The organism is Pseudomonas fluorescens (genome assembly GCF_001623525.1).
GTDB classification, from domain to species: domain Bacteria; phylum Pseudomonadota; class Gammaproteobacteria; order Pseudomonadales; family Pseudomonadaceae; genus Aquipseudomonas; species Aquipseudomonas fluorescens_Q.
Genome location: NZ_CP015225.1, coordinates 3,306,549 through 3,328,809, shown reverse-complemented (window position 1 = coordinate 3,328,809; position 22,261 = coordinate 3,306,549). Strand labels below are relative to the sequence as shown.

General features: G+C 60.9%; 20 protein-coding genes. 14 read left to right on the top strand and 6 right to left on the bottom strand.

From position 1 onward, the window contains the following. Nucleotides 1-81: 81 nt before the first annotated feature. From TK06_RS14260 to pcaC, 10 genes are all read left to right on the top strand, one after another. Nucleotides 82-1,428 (top strand): MFS transporter, encoded by a 1,347-nt coding sequence (locus TK06_RS14260; RefSeq protein ID WP_063322598.1) that lies wholly within the window; start codon nucleotides 82-84, stop codon nucleotides 1,426-1,428. A gap of 307 nt (nucleotides 1,429-1,735) precedes the next feature. Continuing rightward, complete coding sequence (locus tag TK06_RS14255) at nucleotides 1,736-2,596, top strand: CoA transferase subunit A (protein ID WP_063322597.1); 861 nt, start codon at nucleotides 1,736-1,738, stop codon at nucleotides 2,594-2,596. Then, nucleotides 2,593-3,372 (top strand): CoA-transferase subunit beta, encoded by a 780-nt coding sequence (locus tag TK06_RS14250; protein WP_053178376.1) that lies wholly within the window; start codon nucleotides 2,593-2,595, stop codon nucleotides 3,370-3,372. Before TK06_RS14255 ends, TK06_RS14250 begins: the two co-directional genes overlap by 4 nt. Then, on the top strand, nucleotides 3,369-4,574 hold the full coding sequence (gene pcaF / locus TK06_RS14245; protein WP_203417437.1) for a 3-oxoadipyl-CoA thiolase: 1,206 nt from the start codon (nucleotides 3,369-3,371) through the stop codon (nucleotides 4,572-4,574). Before TK06_RS14250 ends, pcaF begins: the two co-directional genes overlap by 4 nt. A 37-nt stretch (nucleotides 4,575-4,611) precedes the next feature. After that, complete coding sequence (gene pcaH, locus TK06_RS14240) at nucleotides 4,612-5,316, top strand: protocatechuate 3,4-dioxygenase subunit beta (RefSeq protein WP_063322595.1); 705 nt, start codon at nucleotides 4,612-4,614, stop codon at nucleotides 5,314-5,316. 1 nt (nucleotide 5,317) lies between these two features. After that, entirely contained in the window at nucleotides 5,318-5,884 is a 567-nt protein-coding gene (gene pcaG, locus TK06_RS14235) for a protocatechuate 3,4-dioxygenase subunit alpha (RefSeq protein ID WP_063322594.1), read from the top strand. A gap of 329 nt (nucleotides 5,885-6,213) precedes the next feature. Then, nucleotides 6,214-7,512, top strand: a complete 1,299-nt coding sequence (locus TK06_RS14230) for an MFS family transporter (RefSeq protein WP_063322593.1) — start codon at nucleotides 6,214-6,216, stop codon at nucleotides 7,510-7,512. A gap of 152 nt (nucleotides 7,513-7,664) precedes the next feature. Continuing rightward, entirely contained in the window at nucleotides 7,665-9,029 is a 1,365-nt protein-coding gene (locus TK06_RS14225; protein WP_063322592.1) for a 3-carboxy-cis,cis-muconate cycloisomerase, read from the top strand. A 12-nt stretch (nucleotides 9,030-9,041) separates the two neighbouring features. Next, a complete protein-coding gene (gene pcaD / locus TK06_RS14220; protein WP_063322591.1) occupies nucleotides 9,042-9,842 on the top strand; it encodes a 3-oxoadipate enol-lactonase in 801 nt (266 codons plus the stop codon). A gap of 10 nt (nucleotides 9,843-9,852) precedes the next feature. Further along, nucleotides 9,853-10,245 carry a 4-carboxymuconolactone decarboxylase gene (pcaC, locus tag TK06_RS14215; protein ID WP_063325152.1) on the top strand — a complete coding sequence of 131 codons (393 nt, stop codon included), beginning with the start codon at nucleotides 9,853-9,855 and terminating at the stop codon, nucleotides 10,243-10,245. 206 nt (nucleotides 10,246-10,451) lie between these two features. Here pcaC and TK06_RS14210 read toward each other — a convergent pair whose 3' ends face one another. After that, nucleotides 10,452-11,705, bottom strand: coding sequence for an OprD family porin (locus TK06_RS14210; protein WP_063322590.1), 1,254 nt, complete (start codon nucleotides 11,703-11,705; stop codon nucleotides 10,452-10,454). A gap of 462 nt (nucleotides 11,706-12,167) precedes the next feature. Here TK06_RS14210 and TK06_RS14205 point away from each other — a divergent pair, with 462 nt between their 5' ends. The 3 genes from TK06_RS14205 to TK06_RS14195 all read left to right on the top strand — a co-directional run bounded on the left by TK06_RS14205 (nucleotide 12,168) and on the right by TK06_RS14195 (nucleotide 13,360). Beyond that, nucleotides 12,168-12,518 carry a DUF6124 family protein gene (locus TK06_RS14205; protein WP_025212302.1) on the top strand — a complete coding sequence of 117 codons (351 nt, stop codon included), beginning with the start codon at nucleotides 12,168-12,170 and terminating at the stop codon, nucleotides 12,516-12,518. Nucleotides 12,519-12,770: 252 nt separating this feature from the next. Next, nucleotides 12,771-13,061 (top strand): type II toxin-antitoxin system Phd/YefM family antitoxin, encoded by a 291-nt coding sequence (locus tag TK06_RS14200; protein WP_063322589.1) that lies wholly within the window; start codon nucleotides 12,771-12,773, stop codon nucleotides 13,059-13,061. 11 nt (nucleotides 13,062-13,072) lie between these two features. Beyond that, the gene (locus TK06_RS14195; RefSeq protein WP_063322588.1) at nucleotides 13,073-13,360 is read left to right on the top strand and encodes a type II toxin-antitoxin system RelE family toxin; all 288 of its coding nucleotides are present in this window, start codon (nucleotides 13,073-13,075) and stop codon (nucleotides 13,358-13,360) included. A 143-nt stretch (nucleotides 13,361-13,503) separates the two neighbouring features. Here TK06_RS14195 and adeC read toward each other — a convergent pair whose 3' ends face one another. The 3 genes from adeC to TK06_RS14180 are packed head-to-tail and all read right to left on the bottom strand — an operon-like array spanning nucleotide 13,504 to nucleotide 19,283. Continuing rightward, nucleotides 13,504-14,961 (bottom strand): AdeC/AdeK/OprM family multidrug efflux complex outer membrane factor, encoded by a 1,458-nt coding sequence (adeC, locus tag TK06_RS14190; RefSeq protein WP_063322587.1) that lies wholly within the window; start codon nucleotides 14,959-14,961, stop codon nucleotides 13,504-13,506. After that, nucleotides 14,958-18,122, bottom strand: a complete 3,165-nt coding sequence (emhB, locus tag TK06_RS14185) for an efflux RND transporter permease subunit EmhB (RefSeq protein WP_063322586.1) — start codon at nucleotides 18,120-18,122, stop codon at nucleotides 14,958-14,960. Before emhB ends, adeC begins: the two co-directional genes overlap by 4 nt. A 3-nt stretch (nucleotides 18,123-18,125) precedes the next feature. Then, complete coding sequence (locus TK06_RS14180; RefSeq protein ID WP_063322585.1) at nucleotides 18,126-19,283, bottom strand: efflux RND transporter periplasmic adaptor subunit; 1,158 nt, start codon at nucleotides 19,281-19,283, stop codon at nucleotides 18,126-18,128. Nucleotides 19,284-19,544: 261 nt separating this feature from the next. On the opposite strand from TK06_RS14180, the gene TK06_RS14175 reads away from it, so the two are divergent. Then, on the top strand, nucleotides 19,545-20,177 hold the full coding sequence (locus TK06_RS14175) for a TetR family transcriptional regulator (protein WP_063322584.1): 633 nt from the start codon (nucleotides 19,545-19,547) through the stop codon (nucleotides 20,175-20,177). Between the two features lie 199 nt (nucleotides 20,178-20,376). On the opposite strand, the gene TK06_RS14170 is transcribed toward TK06_RS14175, so the two are convergent. Continuing rightward, on the bottom strand, nucleotides 20,377-21,003 hold the full coding sequence (locus TK06_RS14170) for a hypothetical protein (protein ID WP_063322583.1): 627 nt from the start codon (nucleotides 21,001-21,003) through the stop codon (nucleotides 20,377-20,379). A gap of 183 nt (nucleotides 21,004-21,186) precedes the next feature. Beyond that, a complete protein-coding gene (locus TK06_RS14165) occupies nucleotides 21,187-22,236 on the bottom strand; it encodes an alkene reductase (protein WP_063322582.1) in 1,050 nt (349 codons plus the stop codon). Nucleotides 22,237-22,261: the final 25 nt, after the last annotated feature.

The following is a 22,261-nucleotide window of genomic DNA, read 5'->3' as shown; positions in this document are numbered from 1 at the left end:
TTAATGTCGCGCAGCGTCATCCGGCGTGTTTCGCCGGTCCCTGATCGTTCGCCTGCGTTTATCACGTGGAATAAAAATAAAATGAACCAGCCCCAGACCTCCGTAGGCCACTGCCTCGATGTGCAGTCCTTTATCAATGCCCAACCTATTTCGCGCTACCAGTGGCGGGTGGTGATTCTCTGTTTCCTGATTGTTTTCCTCGACGGCCTTGATACAGCGGCCATGGGCTTCATCGCCCCGGCGCTGTCCCAGGATTGGGGCATCGATCGCGCCAGCCTCGGCCCGGTGATGAGCGCCGCGCTGATCGGCATGGTGTTCGGCGCGCTGGGTTCAGGGCCGCTGGCTGACCGCTTCGGGCGAAAAGTCGTACTGGTGGGCGCGGTTCTGCTGTTCGGCGCGTTCAGCTTGGCCTCGGCCTACAGCACCAATGTCGATCAATTACTGGTGCTGCGTTTCCTCACCGGCCTGGGATTGGGCGCCGGGATGCCGAACGCCACGACCTTGCTCTCGGAATACACCCCTGAACGCAAGAAATCCCTGTTGGTGACCAGCATGTTCTGTGGCTTCAACTTGGGCATGGCCGGCGGTGGGTTCATCTCCGCCAAGCTGATACCGGCGTTCGGTTGGCATAGCCTGCTGCTGATTGGTGGGATCCTGCCGTTGATCCTGGCGGTCGTGTTGCTGTTCTGGCTGCCGGAGTCGGCGCGTTACCTGGTGGTGCGCAATCGCGGCACCGACAAGGTGCGCAAGACCCTGGCACCGATCGACCCGAACACGGTGGCCCAAGCGGCGAGCTTCAGTGTGCCGGAACAGAAAACCGTGAAAGCCCGCAATGTGCTGGCGGTGATTTTCTCCGGCACCTACAGCGCTGGCACCTTGCTTCTGTGGCTGACCTATTTCATGGGCCTGGTGATCGTCTACCTGTTGACCAGTTGGCTGCCGACCCTGATGCGCGACAGCGGCGCGAGCATGGAGCAGGCAGCGTTTATCGGTGCGCTGTTCCAATTCGGCGGCGTGTTGAGCGCTGTCGGGGTGGGTTGGGCGATGGACCGGTTCAATCCGCACAAGGTCATCGGCCTTTTCTACCTGATGGCGGGGGTGTTTGCCTACGCGGTGGGGCAGAGCCTGGGCAACATCACCTTGCTCGCCACCCTGGTGCTGGTGGCGGGCATGTGTGTCAACGGCGCGCAATCGGCGATGCCTTCGCTGGCGGCGCGTTTCTACCCGACCCAGGGTAGGGCCACCGGTGTGTCCTGGATGTTGGGCATCGGTCGTTTCGGCGCGATTCTCGGTGCCTGGATGGGCGCGACCCTGTTGGGCCTGGGCTGGAACTTCGAACAGGTCCTGACCGCCCTGGTGATCCCGGCGGCCCTGGCGACCACGGCGGTGGTGATCAAAGGCATGGTCAGCCATGCGGATGCCACCTGAAACCCCGAACCTACACCCCTGTGGCGAGGGAGCTTGCTCCCGCTGGGCTGCGTAGCAGCCCCAAAAACAGGGCCGCTTCGTACTGGAGCGCCAGCGCGGCCCAGCGGGAGCAAGCGCCCTCGCCACGGTTCTCGTTTTCGCTGTGTGGATAAATCGATAGCCAAACAACAATCCGTTCGATAAACGAACACTCTGTCGATTATCGGATTGTTTGGCTTTTCCCCCAGGCTTAATCTTCAGTCACTTCGGCGCTTAACCTCGCGCCTTTTCCTTCATGTCGGTCTACTGGAAAACGGGAGCCTGCCCCATGGCTGAAATCCTTTCGCTGCACGACGCGGTGAAGCAATTCGTCAACGACGGCGATACCGTCGCGCTCGAAGGCTTCACTCACCTGATTCCTACGGCGGCGGGTCATGAAATCATTCGTCAGGGAAAGAAAGATCTGACCTTGGTGCGCATGACACCTGACCTGATCTATGACCAGTTGATCGGCGCCGGTTGTGCTCGCAAGTTGATTTTCTCCTGGGGCGGCAACCCTGGCGTGGGGTCGTTGCACCGCTTGCGCGATGCCGTGGAGAAACAATGGCCGCACCCCCTGGAGATCGAGGAACACAGCCACGCCGACCTGGCCAACGCCTACGTTGCCGGCGCCTCCGGCCTGCCGTTCGCGGTGCTGCGGGCCTACGCCGGTTCCGACCTGCCGAAGGTCAACCCGCTGATCAAGAGTGTGACCTGTCCCTTCACCGGTGAAGTACTGGCCGCTGTACCTTCGGTGCGCCCGGACATCACGGTGATCCACGCCCAGAAAGCCGACCGCAAGGGCAACGTGCTGCTGTGGGGCATTCTCGGTGTGCAGAAAGAAGCCGTCTTGGCCGCCAAGCGTTGCATCGTCACCGTGGAAGAAATTGTCGACGACCTGAATGCACCGATGAACGCTTGCGTACTGCCGACCTGGGCATTGAGCGCCGTGTGCCTCGTGCCGGGTGGCGCTCATCCGTCCTACGCCCACGGCTATACCGAGCGTGACAACCGTTTCTACCAGGCGTGGGATCCGATCGCCCGGGACCGTGAGACCTTCACCGCATGGATCAACGAATACATCCATGGCACTAAAGACTTCAGTGAATTCCAGGCCAGACTGGCAGCCGCTTCGCAGGTGAAACCATGACTTACTCCACCAACGAAATGATGACCGTCGCCGCGGCGCGTCGCTTGAAGAACAATGCCGTATGCTTCGTGGGCATCGGCCTGCCGTCGAAAGCGGCCAACCTGGCACGACTGACCTCATCGCCGGACGTCGTGCTGATCTACGAATCCGGCCCGATCGGTGCCAAGCCCAGCGTACTGCCGCTGTCCATCGGCGACGGCGAGCTGGCGGAAACCGCCGATACCGTCGTACCGACCGGTGAGATTTTTCGCTACTGGCTGCAGGGCGGGCGTATCGACGTCGGGTTCCTGGGCGCGGCCCAGGTCGACCGTTTCGGCAACATCAACACCACGGTGGTGGGCGATTACCATCAGCCGAAAGTCCGCCTGCCGGGTGCTGGTGGCGCGCCGGAAATCGCCGGCTCGGCCAAGAGCGTGTTGATCATCCTCAAGCAGTCGGCGCGTTCGTTTGTCGACAAGCTGGATTTCATCACTTCGGTCGGCCACGGTGAAGGCGGCGATTCGCGCAAGCGCCTGGGCCTGCCGGGTGCCGGTCCAGTGGGGATTATCACCGACTTGTGCATCATGGAACCGGAAGCCGGCACCCATGAATTCGTGGTCACCGCGCTGCACCCCGGCGTGACTCGCGAGCAAGTCATTGCCGCCACCGGATGGGCGATCCGTTTCGCCGACCAGGTGCAAACCACCGCCGAACCGACCGAGGTAGAGCTGCGCGCACTGCGCGATCTGGAAGCTCGCACCGCGGCGGCCCATGGCCAGGCACCGGGAGAAGCCTGATGCGCGACGTTTATATCTGTGATGCGATTCGAACCCCCATCGGTCGGTTTGGCGGCGGTTTGTCCGCCGTGCGTGCCGATGACTTGGCGGCGGTGCCGATCAAGGCGCTGATGGAGCGCAACCCATCGGTGGACTGGAGCGCGGTGGACGAAGTGTTTCTCGGCTGCGCCAACCAGGCCGGCGAAGACAACCGCAACGTGGCGCGCATGGCGCTGCTGTTGGCGGGCCTGCCGGACAGCATTCCCGGTGTAACCCTCAACCGTCTTTGCGCCTCGGGCATGGACGCCATCGGCACGGCGTTCCGCGCCATCGCCAGCGGTGAGATGGAACTGGCCATCGCTGGTGGGGTGGAGTCGATGTCCCGTGCGCCGTTCGTGATGGGCAAGGCCGACGCGGCGTTTTCCCGCAGCATGAAGCTGGAAGACACCACCATCGGCTGGCGTTTCATCAACCCATTGATGAAGGCCCAGTACGGGGTGGATGCGATGCCACAGACCGCTGATAACGTGGCTGATGACTATGCCGTGTCCCGCGCCGACCAGGACGCTTTCGCCTTGCGCAGCCAACAGCGCACGGCAGCGGCCCAGGCGGCAGGTTTTTTCGCCGAAGAAATCGTGGCGGTGCGCATTGCCCACAAGAAAGGTGAAACCGTGGTCGAGCAGGATGAACATCCTCGCGCCGACACCACCTTGGAAACCCTGGGCAAACTCAAGCCGGTCAACGGGCCGGACAAGACCGTCACCGCCGGCAACGCCTCGGGTGTCAACGACGGTGCGGCGGCGCTGATCCTGGCCTCGGCCGAAGCGGTAAAGAAACATGGCCTGACGCCGCGTGGCAAAGTGCTGGGCATGGCCAGTGCCGGCGTGGCGCCACGGGTGATGGGCATCGGCCCGGTGCCGGCGGTGCGCAAACTCACTGAACGGCTGGGCCTGGCGGTCGCCGATTTCGACGTGATCGAACTCAATGAAGCCTTTGCCAGCCAGGGCCTGGCGGTGTTGCGCGACCTCGGTCTGGCGGACGATGCGCCCCAGGTCAACCCGAACGGCGGTGCCATCGCCCTCGGCCATCCGCTGGGCATGAGCGGGGCGCGTCTGGTGTTGACGGCGTTGCACCATTTGGAAAAGACCGGCGGCAAGAAAGGCCTGGCGACCATGTGTGTCGGCGTCGGCCAGGGTCTGGCATTGGCAATCGAACGCGTCTGACGCGTCGTTCTACTAATAAGAAACCGAGGAACGCTTCATGACTGACAAGCCTGGTTATCGTCGCCCCCAAGCGGGCACCCAGCCGGAGTATCTGCACCCGCCGTACCAGTCCACCAACCTGCGCTCGCCGTCCAAGCCGTTGGTGTTCCTGCCGCATTCGCTGTCGGAAATTACCGGCCCGACTGTCGGTGCCGACCGCGTGCAAGAGAAGGACAACGACCTGACCGCCCAGCATGCCGGCGAGCCGCTGGGGGAGCGGATCATCATTCACGGGCGCGTGCTGGATGAGCACGGCCAGCCGGTGCCGGGCATCCTGGTGGAGATCTGGCAGGCCAACGCCGCCGGTCGCTACAACCACGATCGCGACAACCATGACGCGCCGCTGGACCCGAATTTCACCGGCACCGGTCGTACCGTCACCGACGCCGATGGCTGGTATCAGTTCCAGACCATCAAGCCCGGCGCCTATCCGTGGGGCAACCATCACAACGCCTGGCGCCCGGCGCACATCCATTTCTCACTGTTCGGGCCGAGCATTCTGACGCGCCTGGTGACGCAGATGTACTTCCCTGGCGATCCGTTGCTGGAATACGACCCGATCTACAACTGCGTGCCGGACACGAGTGCCAAGGAACGCCTGATCGCCCGTTTCGACCTGGAAAAAACTGTCCCTCACTACGCCCTCGGTTACCGCTGGGACATCGTCTTGCGCGGCCGCGATGCCACGCCGATGGAGAAATAAGATGACGCTCACCGCCACCACGTCCCACACCGTTGGCCCTTACTACCACATCGGCCTGACCTGGCTGAACCGCGAAGACCTGACCGTCGCCGAAACCCTCGGCCAACGCGTGGCGATCACCGGGCAGGTGGTCGACGGCAACGGCCAGTTCGTCAACGACGCGATGCTGGAAGTCTGGCAGGCCAACGCCGCCGGCAAATACGCCCACCCGGAAGACGACCAGGACAAACCCCTGGACCCGAATTTCGAAGGCTTCGGCCGGGTGCCGGTGGACGCCGAAGGGCGCTTCCGCTTTACCACCATCAAGCCGGGCACTGTGCCGGGATTGGGGGGCACAACCCAGGCACCGCACTTGGTGGTGCTGGTGTTCGCTCGCGGGTTGGTCAAGCACTTGCTGACGCGCATCTATTTCGACGGCGAACAGGCCAACGAAACCGACCCTCTGCTGGCCTGCGTGCCCGAAGAACGTCGCGGCACAATCGTGGCCAAGCCTGATGCGTCGGGCGTGTACCAGTGGAACGTGATCCTTCAGGGCACGGAGGCCGAGACGGTGTTCTTCGATTACTGACTCATGATTTTCCTGTGGCGAGGGAGCTTGCTCCCGCTGGCTTGCGCAGCAAGCCCAAAGCCGGCGACCCGGTACATCAGGATGACCCCGTTGCCAGGTTGACGTCTGCTTCGCAGCCGAGCGGGAGCAAGCTCCCTCGCCACAGGGGATATGAACCCAGCCCGGAAGCGTATGAACTTACAGGACCACAGCAATAGCATGAACCCTGTGGGAGCGAGCTTGCTCGCGATGGCGGCGCTACAGGCGCTACTGCTTGAAAGACCGTTTTTGGAACGGGACTGTTACTAAGTGTGTCTAGACTTCGTCAGTCCCCAACGAGTGAATAATCCATGGCCACCCCAATCATCAGCCACTACACCGGCGAAGAACGCAGCAAGCGTATCTTCGCCATCGTCGGTGCTTCATCCGGCAACCTGGTCGAATGGTTTGACTTCTATGTCTATGCGTTCTGCGCAATTTATTTCGCCCCGGCGTTCTTCCCCTCGGACAACCCCACGGTGCAACTGGTCAACACGGCCGGTGTGTTCGCCGCCGGGTTCCTGATGCGGCCCATCGGCGGTTGGATTTTCGGCCGGGTGGCGGACCGTCACGGACGTAAGAATTCGATGATGATCTCGGTGCTGATGATGTGCTTCGGCTCATTGCTCATCGCCTGCCTGCCCACCTACAAGGACATCGGCGTCTGGGCGCCGCTGCTGCTGTTGTTCGCGCGCTTGTTGCAAGGCCTGTCGGTGGGCGGCGAATACGGCACCACCGCCACCTACATGAGCGAAGTCGCCCTCAAGGGGCAGCGCGGTTTTTTTGCTTCGTTCCAATACGTGACGCTGATCGGCGGGCAACTGCTGGCGGTGTCGTTGGTGGTGATCCTGCAGCAGTTTCTCAACGAAGACGAACTGCGCGCTTATGGCTGGCGGATTCCATTTGTGGTGGGGGCCGTGGCTGCATTGATTTCCCTGTTCCTGCGGCGCTCCCTGAAGGAAACCAGTAGCAAGGAAATGCGCGAGAACAAGGACGCTGGCAGCATCATGGCGCTGTTTCGCGACCACAAGGCCGCGTTCATCACCGTGCTGGGCTACACCGCCGGCGGCTCGCTGATTTTCTACACCTTCACCACCTACATGCAGAAATACCTGGTGAACACCGCCGGCCTGCACGCCAAGACCGCCAGCTACATCATGACCGGCGCGCTGTTCCTGTACATGTGCATGCAGCCGCTGTTCGGCATGCTGGCGGACAAGATCGGCCGGCGTAACTCCATGCTCTGGTTCGGTGGCCTGGGGGCGTTGTGCACCGTGCCGATCCTGCTGACCCTGAAAAGCATCAGCAGCCCGTTCCTGGCGTTTGTCCTGATCACGTTGGCGCTGGCGATCGTCAGCTTCTACACCTCCATCAGCGGCCTGGTGAAAGCGGAAATGTTTCCACCTGAAGTGCGGGCGCTGGGAGTAGGGTTGGCTTACGCGGTGGCCAATGCGATTTTTGGCGGCTCGGCGGAGTACGTTGCCCTGAGCCTGAAAGCCCAGGGCATGGAAAACGCTTTTTATTGGTATGTCACGGTGATGATGGTGGTGGCGTTCCTGTTCAGCCTGCGCCTGCCCAAGCAGCCGGCGTATTTGCACCACGACCTTTGAACCCACCTGATCATTTGAGGTTTGTTTGAGTCATTGTGGCGAGGGAGCTTGCTCCCGCTGGGCTGCGTAGCAGCCCTCTCTTGTGAGCGCTTCGCACTCAAGCGGGAGCAAGCTCCCTCGCCACGGGACATCTACCTTCCCAAGGACTGTTTATGAGCGAACGACCGGGCAATCAGCTATTCGATGCCTATTTCACCGCCCGCGACATGCGCGAGGTGTTCTGCGATGCGGGGCGGGTCCAGGCCATGCTTGACGTCGAAGCCGCCTTGGCCCGGGCCGAGGCGCGGGTCGGGGTGATTCCGCAAAGTGCCGTTGCGCCGATCGAAAAGGCCTGTCGTGCCGCGCTGTATGATTTTTCGGCGTTGAGCGAAGCGATCGCCAGCGCTGGCAATTCGGCAATCCCGTTGGTCAAGGCGTTGGGTAAGCGCATCGCCGTCGAGGACGCCGAAGCCGAGCGCTACGTGCACCTAGGCGCCACCAGCCAGGACGTGATGGACAGCGGGCTGGTGCTGCAACTGCGCCTGGCCTTGGGGCTGATCGAAGGCGAGCTGGCGCAGTTGGCCGCCACCCTGGCCCGACAAGCCGAACACTACGCCGCCACGCCGCTGGCCGGACGCACCTGGCTGCAGCACGCCACGCCGGTGACCCTGGGCATGAAGATCGCTGGTTGGCTGGGAGCGATCACCCGCAGTCGCCAACGTTTGAAAGAACTCAAGCCGCGCTTGCTGGTGCTGCAGTTCGGCGGTGCTTCCGGCACCCTCGCGGCCTTGGGTGAACACGCCTTGCCCATCGCCGAAGCCTTGGCCGCCGAATTGCAACTGAACCTGCCCGAGCAGCCGTGGCACACCCAGCGCGATCGCCTGGTGGAATTCGGTTCAGTGCTGGGCCTGATCGCCGGTAGCCTGGGCAAACTCGGCCGTGATATCAGCCTGTTGATGCAGACCGAGGCCGGCGAAGCGTTCGAGCCCTCGGCGCCGGGCAAGGGGGGGTCGTCCACCATGCCGCACAAGCGCAACCCGGTGGGCGCGGCAGTGCTGATCGGCGCGGCGACGCGAGTGCCTGGCTTGTTGTCGACGCTGTTCAGCGCCATGCCCCAGGAACACGAGCGCAGCCTGGGCCTATGGCACGCCGAATGGGAAACCCTGCCGGAGATCTGCTGCCTGGTGTCCGGTGCCTTGCAGCAGGCGCGGCTGCTGGCCGAAGGGTTGGAAGTGGACGCGGCGCGCATGGCCCGCAACCTGGAACTGACCCAGGGGCTGGTGCTGGCCGAAGCAGTGAGCATCGTCCTGGCCCAGCGTGTGGGACGCGACGCGGCGCACCATCTGCTGGAGCAATGCTGCAAGCGCGCCGTGGCCGAACAACGGCATTTGCGTGATGTGCTGGGGGATGAACCTCAGGTCACTGCGCAGCTATCCGCGACCGAGCTTGATCATCTGCTCGACCCGGCGCACTACCTCGGACAAGCACAGACCTGGGTCGCCCGGGCCGTGGCCGAACACCTTGCCTTGAACGCCTGAAAGGAGATTGTTGTGGGATTCGTCAAACTCGCCGAGGGCGATCTGAACTATCGTTTTGATGGGCCGCAAGACGCCCCTGTGCTGGTGCTCTCCAATTCCCTGGGCACTGATCTGCACATGTGGGACGAGCAGGTCGCGGCCTTCAGTGAACACTTTCGCGTGCTGCGCTTCGACACGCGCGGCCATGGCCAGTCGCTGGTCACCGAAGGGCCGTACAGCATCGAGCAACTGGGCCGCGACGTGCTGGCGATGCTCGATCAGTTGAACATCGATAAGGTGCATTTCTGTGGCTTGTCCATGGGCGGGTTGATCGGCCAATGGCTGGGCATCAACGCCGGCGAGCGCCTGTACAAACTGGTGGTGTGCAACACCGCGGCCAAGATCGGCGATCCGTCGGTGTGGAACCCGCGCATCGAAACCGTACTGCGCGACGGCAAGGCGGCGATGGTAGCGTTGCGCGATGCCTCGATTGCCCGTTGGTTTACCCCCGACTTTGCTGAAGCGCAGCCTGCGACGGCAAAAAAAATCACTGACATGCTCGCCGCCACTTCGCCTCAGGGTTATGCGGCCAACTGTGCCGCGGTGCGTGATGCCGATTTTCGCGAGCAGTTGTCGTCGATTCGCGTACCGCTGCTGGTGATCGCCGGCACTGAAGATGCCGTGACACCGCCGTCGGGTGGGCACTTTATCCAGGAGCGGGTCCGCGGGGCCGAGTACGCCGAGTTCTACGCCGCGCACCTGTCCAACGTCCAGGCCGGCGCCGCCTTCAGCGCGCGGGTGCTGGATTTCCTGCTTGATTCTGGCCGTGCCTGAGGAGTTTTTTGTGGACGAGAAACAACGTTACGACGAAGGCATGCAAGTACGCCGCGCGGTGCTGGGCGATGCCCACGTCGATCGCAGCCTCAATGCCCTGACCGAGTTCAACAGCGAGTTCCAGGAGATGATCACCCGCCACGCCTGGGGCGACATCTGGACCCGTCCGGGCCTGCCGCGCCATACCCGCAGCCTGATTACCATTGCCATGTTGATCGGCATGAACCGCGCCGAAGAACTCAAGCTGCACCTGCGCGCCGCCGCCAACAATGGCGTGAGCCGCAGCGAGATCAAGGAAGTGATCATGCAGAGCGCCATCTACTGCGGCATCCCGGCGGCCAACGCCACGTTCCATCTGGCCGAGTCGGTGTGGGACGAACTGGGCGTCGAATCCCGGGCTTAAGGGGTTACCTCATTTCCTGTGGGAGCGAGCTGGCTCGCGATAGCGGTGGTTCAATTGATGGGGGATGTTGAATGTGATGACGCCATCGCGAGCAAGCTCCTACACTGGATCTTCAGTGAGCGCTGATTTTGTGCTCGGCACCGATTCCCTGTGGAAGCTAGCCTGCTCGCGATGACGGTGGTACAGCCTCCACCCATGTTTGGCTTTTACAGCAGGCTGAGCGGATAACTGATGATCAACCGGTTCTCATCGAACTCATTGGTACTGTAATCCCGGCGCATCGTCGAGTTACGCCACTTCACGTTGAGGCTCTTCAACGCGCCGCTCTGCACGGTGTAGGCCAGCTCACTTTCCCGACCCCATTCCTTGCCGTCGTCGACCGTGGCGGTGTGCACGTTGTCACCGCTGATGTAGCGGTTCATCAACGTCAGGCCCGGCACGCCGACGGCGGCGAAGTTGAAGTCGTGGCGTACTTGCCAGGATTTTTCCTTGGCGTTGTCGTAGCTGGAGTTGTAGCTGTCGTTGGCCAGGGTGCCGCCGCTGGTGCCGTTGACGCGCATCCAGGCATCATCGCCGCCGACTTTCTGCAGGCCGACATAAAAGGTGTTGCCACCGTACTTGGCCGAGAGCATGGCGAACGCGGTTTTGTTGTCCAGGTCGCCGGCCAACGCACTGCCGTTTTCCTTGCCGGTGAAGTAGCCGAGGTTGGCGCCCAGGGTCCAGTCGCCGATGGGCTGGCTGTGGGTCAGGTTGAAATATTGTTGCTGGTAGATGTCGGACAGTTCCGCGTACCACACGCCGACCTGGGTGCGTTTTTCGTTGAAGGCGTATTCACCGCCAGCGAAGTTGAAACGGTCGGAGGTGAACGCGCCGCGGCCGTTCATCGACATGTCTTCCATGCTCGCGTCGTTGCGCGGGCTGTTGGCGCGGAACTGACCACCGTACAGCGTGAGGCCGCTGATTTCGGTGGAGGTCACCTGGCCGCCACGAAAGGTTTGCGGCAGGGAGCGACCGTCGTCGGAGCGCAGGATCGGCAACACCGGCATCCATTCGCCGACCTTCAGTTCGGTCTTCGATACCTTGGCCTTCAGGGCCACGCCCAGGCGACCGAAGTCATCGGCGGGGCGGCCGTCGTCATGCACTGGGAGCAGTTGTGTACCTGCGGTGCCACGGCCGCCGTCGAGCTTGACCGAGTACATCCCCAGTATGTCCACGCCGAAACCGACCACGCCCTGGGTGAAACCGGACTTGGCGTCGAGGATGAAACTCTGGGTCCATTCCTCGGCTTTGCCTTGGGCATTGTTCGGGTTGGTGAAGTTGCGGTTGAAGTAGAAGTTGCGCAGGTTCAGCGTGGCCTTGGCATCTTCGACAAACCCTGATTCCGCGGCCAGGATGGGCAGGGCGGTGCTGGTCAGGGCGACGGCAATGAGGCTGGGGAACAAGTGCTGTGTGGGCTTCATGGGCGTTGTCTCTATTTTTTGTGGACGAAGCGGGTCGTTGCCACAACCTTGGGCTGCAGGCGGAACGGTGGAACCAGTGGCGTGAGGCTATTGAGGATCAGCCGGGTGCGGCGGGGCGGATGGGCATGGCGTCGAACCTGTTGTTATTGGTTTTGTGCGAGGGATGGTGAAGGGCGGCCCGGGATCGGTTCAATCGCCGTTTGCGGGTTTTGGGCGATTATCGAACAGCAAAACATTGCTTCGGCGGATGCGATTCCTGTGGGAGTGAGCTTGGTCGCGATGGCGGCCTGACAGACGCGGCGAATTTTCCGACGAGGTTTTAAGGTTGCTGCTCGGAAGCGGAATCTCTAGCTTGTTTGGGTCGCTGCCAATCCAGCGACCGGGACTGCAAGCCCGTCGACTTCGTTAGGCGCTAGCGCCCGGGCCCACGTCTCGGGCTCCAATTGATGCAGGAGCGCCGTTATGAAAAAACATCATCCTTCTTCGCCATCAGAGAGCACCTTCCCCTACAACGACCCCGATCCAGAAAAGCTCCAAGAGGCCGCAGACCGGGCACTCGATTACCATCTGGGCACCCACCCTGATCCCAAACCCAAAACCTCAACACAAGTCTTCACCGTCATCGATACCATCGACACGGAGTGTCTCCTGGCCAATCTCAGCGAAACCCTTGCCTCGGCCAATGCCATGGTCAGTGACCTGGCGTTCGAGTTGGAGGGCTCGCGGCGGCATGTCGCGCTCGGCGTGGCGCAGATGATCGAGCTGAGTGAACTGTTGGCTAATCGTGCGCTGGATATCGTCGACCCGCGTTAGCAGGTTGAGCCTTATTGTGATTGGGGCTGCTTCGCAGCCCAACGGGGATGAATCCCCTCGCCACAGGGTTGTTGTGTGCCACTAGTCAAAAAAACGGTGCCTGGCAGCCGCAGGGGCTTTTGTGTGGGGAGTGTAGAGGTGCAACCGGTCGGGAGCTGTTTTTTCAACTTGATTTATGCTTCTTGAAGCGCAACACTTTACGCATAAAGATATGTATAAATATATGTAACTTGATGTGCTAGGAGGTTGGTTATGGCAGCGCTATTGGAACGGGCTGATCAGGCGGTATCCGTTACCGCAATGGTCAGGAACTTCAGCGCGAAGCTCAAGGACGTCTCGAGTCGCGCAACCGAAAGACTGGTTATTTTCAAGGACAATGAGCCGGCAGCCGTGATTATTAATGTCGATGCCTATCAGGAAATGCTTGATGAACTGGAAAACCTTCGCGTCGAAGCGACAGCCCGCGAGCGGCTGCTTGATTTCGATGAGGCCAAGGCCATTAGTCATGAAGCTATGCGAGCGCGGTACGCCAAAAACGACTGAAGGAGGGGGGAATGGTTTGGGGGGTTATCTACCATCCGGAGGTTCAGGACGATCTGGATCAGTTGGGGGCGGCAGCGGCGAACCGTATCCTTGATGTCATTGAAGAGCGGATTGTCAGGGGAGAGCCGGACAAAACCGGTCAGCCGCTCAGAGCCAGCCTGGCCGGATGTCGAAGAATTCGAACGGGCGATACGCGTATCGTTTATAGAGTCGATGGGAAAGCCATTCAGGTGTTGATCGTGGCAGTCGGTGCTCGGCGAGACAAGGAAGTTTACGACGCAGCGCAGCGTCGTCTCTAAGCAACCCTCTGGATTTCCCTGGGGGCACAAGTTGTGCGAGTGCTTTGCACTTGAGCTGAGATGAATCCCCTCGCCAGAGGTGGATCCCTAAAACAAAAAAGCCCACCTTTCGGTGGGCTTCATGTTCAGCGTTCAAACATCTATCAGAACAATTTCATCTTCGGCGCTTCTTCTTTCACCGGTTCGTTCTTGCCGGTCTCGGCATTCCAGCCACCGCCCAATGCCTTGTACAAATTGACCTCGCTGGTCAGTTGCGCAAGACGGTCAGTGATCAGCGACTGTTGCGCGCTGAACAACTGGCGTTGGGCGTCGAGGAAGGTCAGGTTGCTGTCGACGCCGATGCGGTAGCGACGCTCGGCCAGGCGGTAGTAGTCCTGGTTGGCGGCGACGAAGTCGGTCTGGGCCTGCAACTGTTCGTTGTAGGTCTGGCGCGCGGCCAGGCCGTCGGAGACTTCCTGGAACGCCGTCTGAATCGACTTCTCGTACTGCGCGACGTTGATGTCTTTCTGGATCTTGGCGTAGTCCAGGCTTGCACGCAGGCTGCCGGCGTTGAAGATCGGCAGGTTGATTTGCGGAGCGAAGGTCCAGGTGCCCGAACCACCCTTGAACAGGCCGGACAGGTCCGGGCTCAGGGTGCCGGCGTTGGCCGTCAGGCTGATGCTCGGGAAGAACGCAGCCCGCGCGGCGCCGATATTGGCGTTGGCAGCCAGCAGGTTGCGTTCGGCCTGGAGGATATCCGGACGACGTTGCAGCAGGTCCGACGGCAGCCCGGCCGGCACTTCGCTGAGCAGATCATCGCTCAGCGGTTGCGAGTTCAGGTTGGCCGGCAGGCCAGTGCCCAGCAGCAGGGTCAGGCTGTTTTCGTCCTGTGCGACCTGGCGAGTGTAACGGGCCAGTTGCACGCGGGCGTTTTCCACGGCGGTGCGCGCCTGGCTCAGGTCCAGGGCCGAGGCCACGCCGACTTCGGCGCTGCGCGAGGTCAGCTTGAAGCTTTGTTCGTAGGCCCCGAGGGTGTCCTGGGTCAGCTTGAGCAGTTCCTTGTCGGCTTGCCAGGTCAGGTAGGCATTGGCGACGTTGGCCACCAGGCTGATCTGGGTGCTGCGACGGGCTTCTTCGGTGGCGAAGTAGCTTTGCAGCGCTTGCTCGCTCAGGCTGCGAACCCGACCGAACAGGTCCAGTTCATAGGCGCTGATGCCCAAGGTTGCCGAATACGAACTGCTGATCGCCGCTTCACCGGTTTGCGAAGCCCGTGCCGGTACCCGCTGGCGGCTGCCGGAACCGGTGGCCGAGACGGCCGGGAACAGGTCCGCGCGCTGGATACGGTATTGGGCGGCATAGGCATCGATGTTCAGCGCCGCGACACGCAGGTCGCGGTTGTTTTCCAAGGCGACCTGGATCAGCTGTTGCAACGCCGGGTCATGGAAAAACTGTTTCCAGCCTTGCTCGGCGGCGGCCTGGCCGGGCGCATTGGCCGCCTCGTAGGCCGGCCCTTGCGGGTATTGCGCCGCGACCGGTGCTTCGGGCCGCTGATAGTCGGGGATCAGCGAGCAACCGCTGAGCACGACGGCGGCGATGGTCAGGGAGAGTAGCGACTTGCTCATTGGCCAGCCTCTTTGGAAGTTTCAGGAGTGTCGTGCTCGTCGGTATTTTTTCGACGGCCTATCGACGACACGGTCACGAAGAACAATGGCACCCAGAAGATCGCCAGGATGGTGGCGGTCAACATACCGCCGATCACACCGGTACCGATGGCGTGCTGGCTGCCCGAACCTGCACCAGTGGAAATCGCCAGTGGGACCACGCCGAGGATGAACGCCAGGGACGTCATGATGATCGGTCTCAGACGCATCCTACAGGCTTCGATGGCGGCTTCCATCAGCGTGCGGCCCTGCTCGTGAAGTTCCTTGGCAAACTCGACGATCAGGATGGCGTTTTTCGCCGCCAAGCCAATGGTTGTCAACAAGCCCACCTGGAAGTACACGTCGTTGGACAGGCCGCGCAGGCTGGTCGCCATCAGGGCACCGATGATGCCCAGTGGGACCACGAGCATGACCGCGATCGGAATCGACCAACTTTCATACAACGCTGCCAGGCACAAGAACACCATCAGCAGCGACAAGGCGTACAACGCTGGTGCCTGGGAACCCGACAGGCGTTCCTCATAGGACAGGCCCGTCCAGGAAATACCAACACCGGCCGGCAGCTTCTTGGCGATGGTTTCGACTTCGGCCATGGCTTCACCGGTGGAATAACCCGGTGCCGGGGTACCGAGGATCTCCATCGCTTCCACGCCGTTGTAACGCGCCAGTTTCGGCGAGCCGTAGACCCACTCGCCCTTGGCGAACGCAGAGAACGGCACCATGGTCCCGGCGCTGTTACGCACGTACCACTTCTTCAGGTCCTCGGGGCTCATGCGCGAGTTCGGCTGGCCCTGGACATACACCCGCTTCACCCGGCCACGGTCGATGAAGTCGTTCACATAATTACTGCCCAGTGCAATCGACAGGGTGTTGTTGATCTCCGAGAGCGTGATGCCCAGCGCACTGGCCTTCTCGTCATCGATTTCCAACTGGTATTGCGGTTCGTCGTTCAGGCCGTTCGGACGTACCTGGGCCAATATCTTGCTCTGGGAGGCCATGCCCAGGAACTGGTTGCGGGCTTCCATCAGTTTTTCATGGCCGATACCGGCGCGATCCTGCAGGAATACGTCGAAACCGGTGGCGTTACCCAGTTCCATCACCGCTGGCGGTGCGAAGGCGAACACCATTGCGTCGCGGAAAGTGAAGAAGTGTTGCTGGGCGCGGCCCGCGATCTTGAACACGGTGTTATCAGCGTTACGCTCTTCCCAGGGCTTGAGCATGATGAATGCCAGGCCGGAGCTCTGGCCACGACCGGCGAAGTTGAAGCCGGTCACGGTGAACACCGAGGCTACGCCATCACCTTCGCCGCCATCCTTGCTCGGACGCAGCAGGAACTCACGCATCTTGTCCACTACCACCTGGGTACGTTCGGCGCTGGAACCGGCCGGTGTCTGTACCTGGGCAAACAGCACGCCTTGGTCTTCTTCCGGCAGGAACGCCGTCGGGATGCGGGTGAACAGCCAGACCATGCCTACCACGATGATGATGTAGGCCAGCAGGTACGGGGCCTTGTGCTTGAGCATGTTGCCCACGCCCCGTTCGTAGCTTCTGACGCCTCGGTCGAAGGTACGGTTGAACCAGCCGAAGAAGCCGCGTTTCGGCGTGCCGTGCTCACCTTTGGGGATTGGCTTGAGCATGGTGGCGCACAGGGCCGGGGTGAAAATCAGTGCCACCAGTACCGACAGGGCCATGGCCGAGACGATGGTGATGGAGAACTGCTTGTAGATCACACCGGTGGAGCCGCCGAAGAACGCCATCGGCAGCAGTACCGCCGAGAGTACCAGGGCGATACCCACCAGGGCGCCCTGGATCTGCCCCATGGATTTCTTGGTGGCTTCCTTGGGCGACAGGCCTTCTTCGCTCATCACCCGTTCGACGTTTTCCACCACGACGATGGCGTCGTCCACCAGCAAGCCGATGGCCAGCACCATGCCGAACATGGTCAGGGTGTTGATGCTGAAACCGAATGCCGCGAGGATCCCGAAGGTACCGAGCAGTACCACCGGCACGGTCATCGTGGTGATGATGGTGGCGCGGAAGTTCTGCAGGAACAGGAACATTACCAGGAACACCAAGACGATCGCCTCGACCAGGGTTTCAACCACACCCTTGATCGATTCGCTCACCACTGGCGTGGTGTCGTAGGGGAACACCACTTCCAGGCCTTGCGGGAAGAACGGCTTGAGGTCGTCGACGGTCTTGCGCAGGGCCTTGGCCGTGTCGAGGGCGTTGGCGCCAGTCGCCAGCCGCACTGCCAGGCCGGAAGCCGGGGCGCCATTGAACTGGGCGTTGATGCTGTAGTTCTCACCGCCCAAGGCAACATCGGCCACGTCGCCGACACGCACTTGCGAGCCGTCCGGGTTGACCTTGAGCAGGATTGCCTTGAACTGCTCGGCGGTCTGCAAGCGGGTCTTGCCGATAATAGTGGCGTTCAGTTGCTGGCCGGGCATGGCCGGCAGGCCGCCGAGCTGGCCGGAGGCGATCTGGACGTTCTGCGCGGTAATCGCCGTGCTCACATCCACCGGGGTCAGGTTGAAATTGTTCAGCTTGGCCGGGTCGAGCCAGATCCGCATCGCGTATTGGGCGCCGAAGACCTGGAAGTCACCGACACCAGCGGTACGCGAGATCGGGTCCTGCATGTTGGACACGATGTAGTTGGACAGGTCTTCCCGGGTCATGCTGCCGTCGCGCGACACCACGCCGATGACCATCAGGAAGTTTCTCACTGACTTGGTCACGCGGATGCCCTGTTGCTGCACTTCTTGCGGCAGCAGCGGGGTGGCCAGGTTCAGTTTGTTCTGGACCTGGACCTGCGCGGTATCGGAGTTGGTGCCTTGCTCGAAAGTGGCAGTGATGGTCATGCTGCCGTCGGAGTTACTTTCCGACGATACATAACGAAGGTTGTCGATGCCGTTGAGCTGCTGCTCGATCACCTGCACCACGGTGTCCTGCACGGTTTGCGCGGATGCGCCCGGGTAGGTCACCTGGATCGCAATGGCCGGCGGCGCAATGCTCGGGTACTGGTTGATCGGCAACTTGAGGATCGATAGAGCCCCGACCAGCATGATCACCAGGGCGATCACCCAGGCGAAAATCGGACGGTCGATAAAGAATTTCGACATGGTTTACTCCCCTTTGCCGCCGGCGGCTTTATCAGCTGCCTGTGCGGGGGCCGGGTTCTTGGTATCGATGTTAGTGGCTTCGGTGGCTTTGACTTCCACGCCAGGGCGTACGAACTGCAACCCTTCGGTGATCACGCGATCGCCGGCCTTGAGCCCGTCTTCGATCAGCCATTGGCTGCCGACGGTGCGGCTGGCCTTGAGTTGACGCAGTTCGACCTTGTTGTCTGCACCAACGACCAAAGCGGTCGGCGTACCCTTGAGGTCACGGGTCACGCCTTGCTGTGGTGCCAGGATGGCTGCGCTGTTCACACCGGCCTGCAATTGGGCGTGGACGAACATGCCCGGCAGCAGGGTGTGGTCAGGGTTGGGGAACACGGCGCGCAAGGTCACCGAACCGGTGGTCTGGTCAACCGACACTTCGGAAAATTCCAGCTTGCCCTCGTGTGGGTACAGGCTGCCATCTTCCAGGGTCAGCTTGACCATGGCGGCGTTATCGCCGGCCTTTTGCAGACGGCCGCTTTCCAGCTCTCGGCGCAGTTGCAGCAACTCGACCGAACTCTGCGTCACGTCGACGTAGATCGGGTCCAGTTGCTGGATGGTTGCCAGGGCGTCGGTCTGACCATTGCTCACCAGCGCGCCTTCGGTGACCGAGGAACGGCCGATGCGGCCAGAGATGGGCGCGTAGACTTTGGTGTAGCGCACATTGATCTGGGCAGTTTGCAGATTGGCTTCCGACTCCAGGCGGTTGGCCACGGCGGTGTCGTATTCCTGCCGGCTGACGGCCTGTTCGTCCACCAATTGCTTGTAGCGATCGGCGATCGACTTGGTGGACCGCAGGTTGGCCTCGGCGCTTTTCAGGGTCGCTTCGTACACGGCCGGATCGATCTGGTAGAGCTGCTGGCCGGCCTTGACGTCAGCACCTTCCTTGAACAGGCGCTTGAGAATGATGCCGTTGACCTGTGGCCGTACTTCCGCGACGCGGAACGCGCTGGTGCGCCCCGGAAGCTCCGACGTCAGGGTGAAGGGCTGGGTCTTGAGGGTTACAACGCCGACCTGAGGAGGCGGAGGAGCAGGTGCAGCCTCTTCCTTTTTGCATCCGCTGAGCAGCGATGCCAGGGCGATGGCAGTGACCAGGGCAGTAACAGCTGGCTTGAATTGCATGGAAATCCTCGGGTCCAGGCGCGCAACTGGCGCACTCGAAAGGTGGAAGGTGGAAAAAGAGCAAGATAAGCAATTAGTAGGATGCTAAGAAATATACTTACGTACATGGTTGTTTGTAAACAGCCAAATTGCGTACCATCCGTATTTACAAAAGCCTGACAAAGGCATTCGGAGGTCGGGGACGCGCATCGAGAAACGCCGCCTCACATCTAGCTGATCCTTACGCATTGTTGATGCATCCTGATTGAGGTGTTTACTGCCATGGTCCGTCGTACCAAAGAGGAAGCCCTGGAGACTCGCAGCCAGATTCTCGAAGCGGCCGAAAAAGCCTTCTTCGAGCGGGGCGTGGCTCGCACGACGCTGGCCGATATCGCAACCCTGGCCGGTGTGACGCGTGGCGCCATCTATTGGCATTTCAGCAACAAGGCGGACCTGCTCCAGGCCATGCTCGACACCTTGCATGAGCCGCTCGATGACCTGGCCCGCGCCAGTGAGAATGAAGAGGAACTTGACCCGCTGGGCTGTACTCGCAAGCTGCTGGTGCAATTGTTTCAGCAAGTTGCCCTGGACCCGAAGACCCGACGCATTAATGAAATTCTGTTCCATAAGTGCGAATTCACCGATGAAATGTGCGATTTACGCCAGCAGCGGCGCCAGGTCAGTCTCGACTGCAACGTGCGTATCGTGCTGTCGTTGAGCAATGCGATGAAGCGCGGTCAGTTGCCGGATGACCTGGATCCCGAAAGGGCGGCGATTGCCATCCACGGCTACATCGACGGCATCCTCTACCAATGGCTACTGGCGCCCGACAGCTTCGCGCTGGCGGCTGAGGCTGAGCGCTGGGTAGACATCGGGCTGGATATGCTGCGCCTGAGCCCCAGCCTGCGCAAATGAAACAAAATGAGTAATTTTGTCAGTTTATGTCAATACCTGAGATCCAAAGGTGCTTTTATAAACCGACACAACCGTGGTTGATAGGCAATCGGTGGCAAATTTTGTAGGTGATTTGTTTCGTACTTGTGAAAGACCATAAAAAGTCCATTCGAAAGGCCCGCTGGATACCCCGCCAGACGAACCTGCCGGGGCCGCATCTTCAAGTCAGCGTGATCTCCACGGTGAAACCGTAGGGTTCTTCATTTGCCGAGTGAGTGATTCGGGTCGAGCACTTGATGGGTGTCGCGCCGACAGAGATCACCCTGTTTGTCCGGACAGGCGTCAATGTCGATGAAATCACACCGAATGTCGTATTGACTCGCAACCCGAAGTTGAAGAGGAAGGCAGCGTCGTCGTCGCCAAACATCATGACGTTCTTGTACATGTCCTTGCTGCGGCTGCCCAGTTGTCTGGAATATATGAAGTCGAGCTTGAAGGCCAGGATGTCCCAAGGACGAATGCTCAAGAAATCTCGTTCATCGTCGTCCAGGTTGATATCGTTTTCACCCACGGGAAACGCCCGCTCGGTATGGTTGATGACTTTTACAATGAGGCGAGTGCGGTTTGGGCGAATGCGCTCCTGCTGCCAGGCTTGAACCTGCTGGTTGGCACCATCGTTCAGCCTTGCTTGTTTCATCAGGGCGTCGAGGATCTCCGAGTGTTCTTGCGTGTTCAGCGACTCAATGTATTTGTACAAAACATCCAGCGGTGCGTAGTTGAACTGCGCGAGTGTTTTTTCGTAAAACCCATTGTTGTCCTGGTGGCTGTACCCAAGGGTCTTCGTCATGCTTGAATTCCTTTTCAAATGAGGCGTATTAAAGTTTGATCGACGGCGCTGTTTGGCATTGTCGTCAGACTTAATATGAACATTGTCCTGGGCTTTAGGAAGTTTAGATAGTTGACCGAATATTTAAATACATAAAAAAGCCCTGCTCTTTCGAGGCAGGGCTCTGTTATTTCAGTTACACGATCAAAGTACGGGGTAATCGATGTATCCCACCGGACCTTTTCCATAAAACGTTTCGGGATGAGGCTCGTTCAGTGGGGCATCGGCTTTCAAGCGCGCCGGCAGGTCCGGGTTGGCAATGAACGGCACTCCGAAGGCAACGGCATCGGCCTTGCCCTCGGCCAGCCAGGCATTGGCGCTGTCCTTGGTGAAGCGTTCATTGGCGATGTACGGGCCGCCGAAAGCTTGCTTGAGTTGCGGGCCGATGCTGTCGTCGCCTTCCTTCTCACGGGAGCAGATAAAGGCGATGCCACGCTTGCCCAGTTCCCGGGCCACGTAGCTGAAGGTTTCCAGGCGATTTTCGTCGCCCATGTCATGGGAATCGGCGCGTGGTGCCAGGTGCACACCCACCCGGCCGGCGCCCCAGACTTCGATGGCCGCGTCGGTCACTTCCAGCAGCAGGCGGGCACGATTTTCCAGGGAACCGCCGTATTGGTCGGTGCGCTGGTTGGTGCTGCTTTGCAGGAACTGGTCGAGCAGGTAGCCGTTGGCACCGTGGATTTCCACACCGTCGAAGCCGGCGGCCTTGGCATTCTCGGCACCTACGCGGTAGGCATCGACGATGTCGGCGATTTCAGCGGTTTCCAGCGCGCGCGGCGTTGGGTAGTCGGCCAGCGGACGCACCAGGCTCACGTGGCCTTTGGGCTGGATAGCGCTCGGTGCCACCGGGGTTTCGCCGTTCAGGTACGACGGGTGCGAGATCCGGCCCACGTGCCACAGTTGCAGGAAGATCTTGCCGCCGGCGCCGTGGATCGCCTTGGTGACGTTGGACCAGCCGCGCACCTGGTCGTTGGACCAGATGCCCGGGGTGTCCGGGTAGCCCACGCCCATCGGCGTGACCGAGGTCGCTTCGCTGAGGATCAGGCCGGCGGAGGCGCGTTGCACGTAGTACTCGGCCATCAGCGCGTTGGGCACGCGGCCCGCGTCGGCGCGGCAGCGGGTGAGCGGGGCCATGATGATGCGGTTTTTCAACTCGATGTCGCCGAGTTTGATGGGGTCGAAAATAGTCGCCATGAAATACAAACCTCGAAAGTGGAAG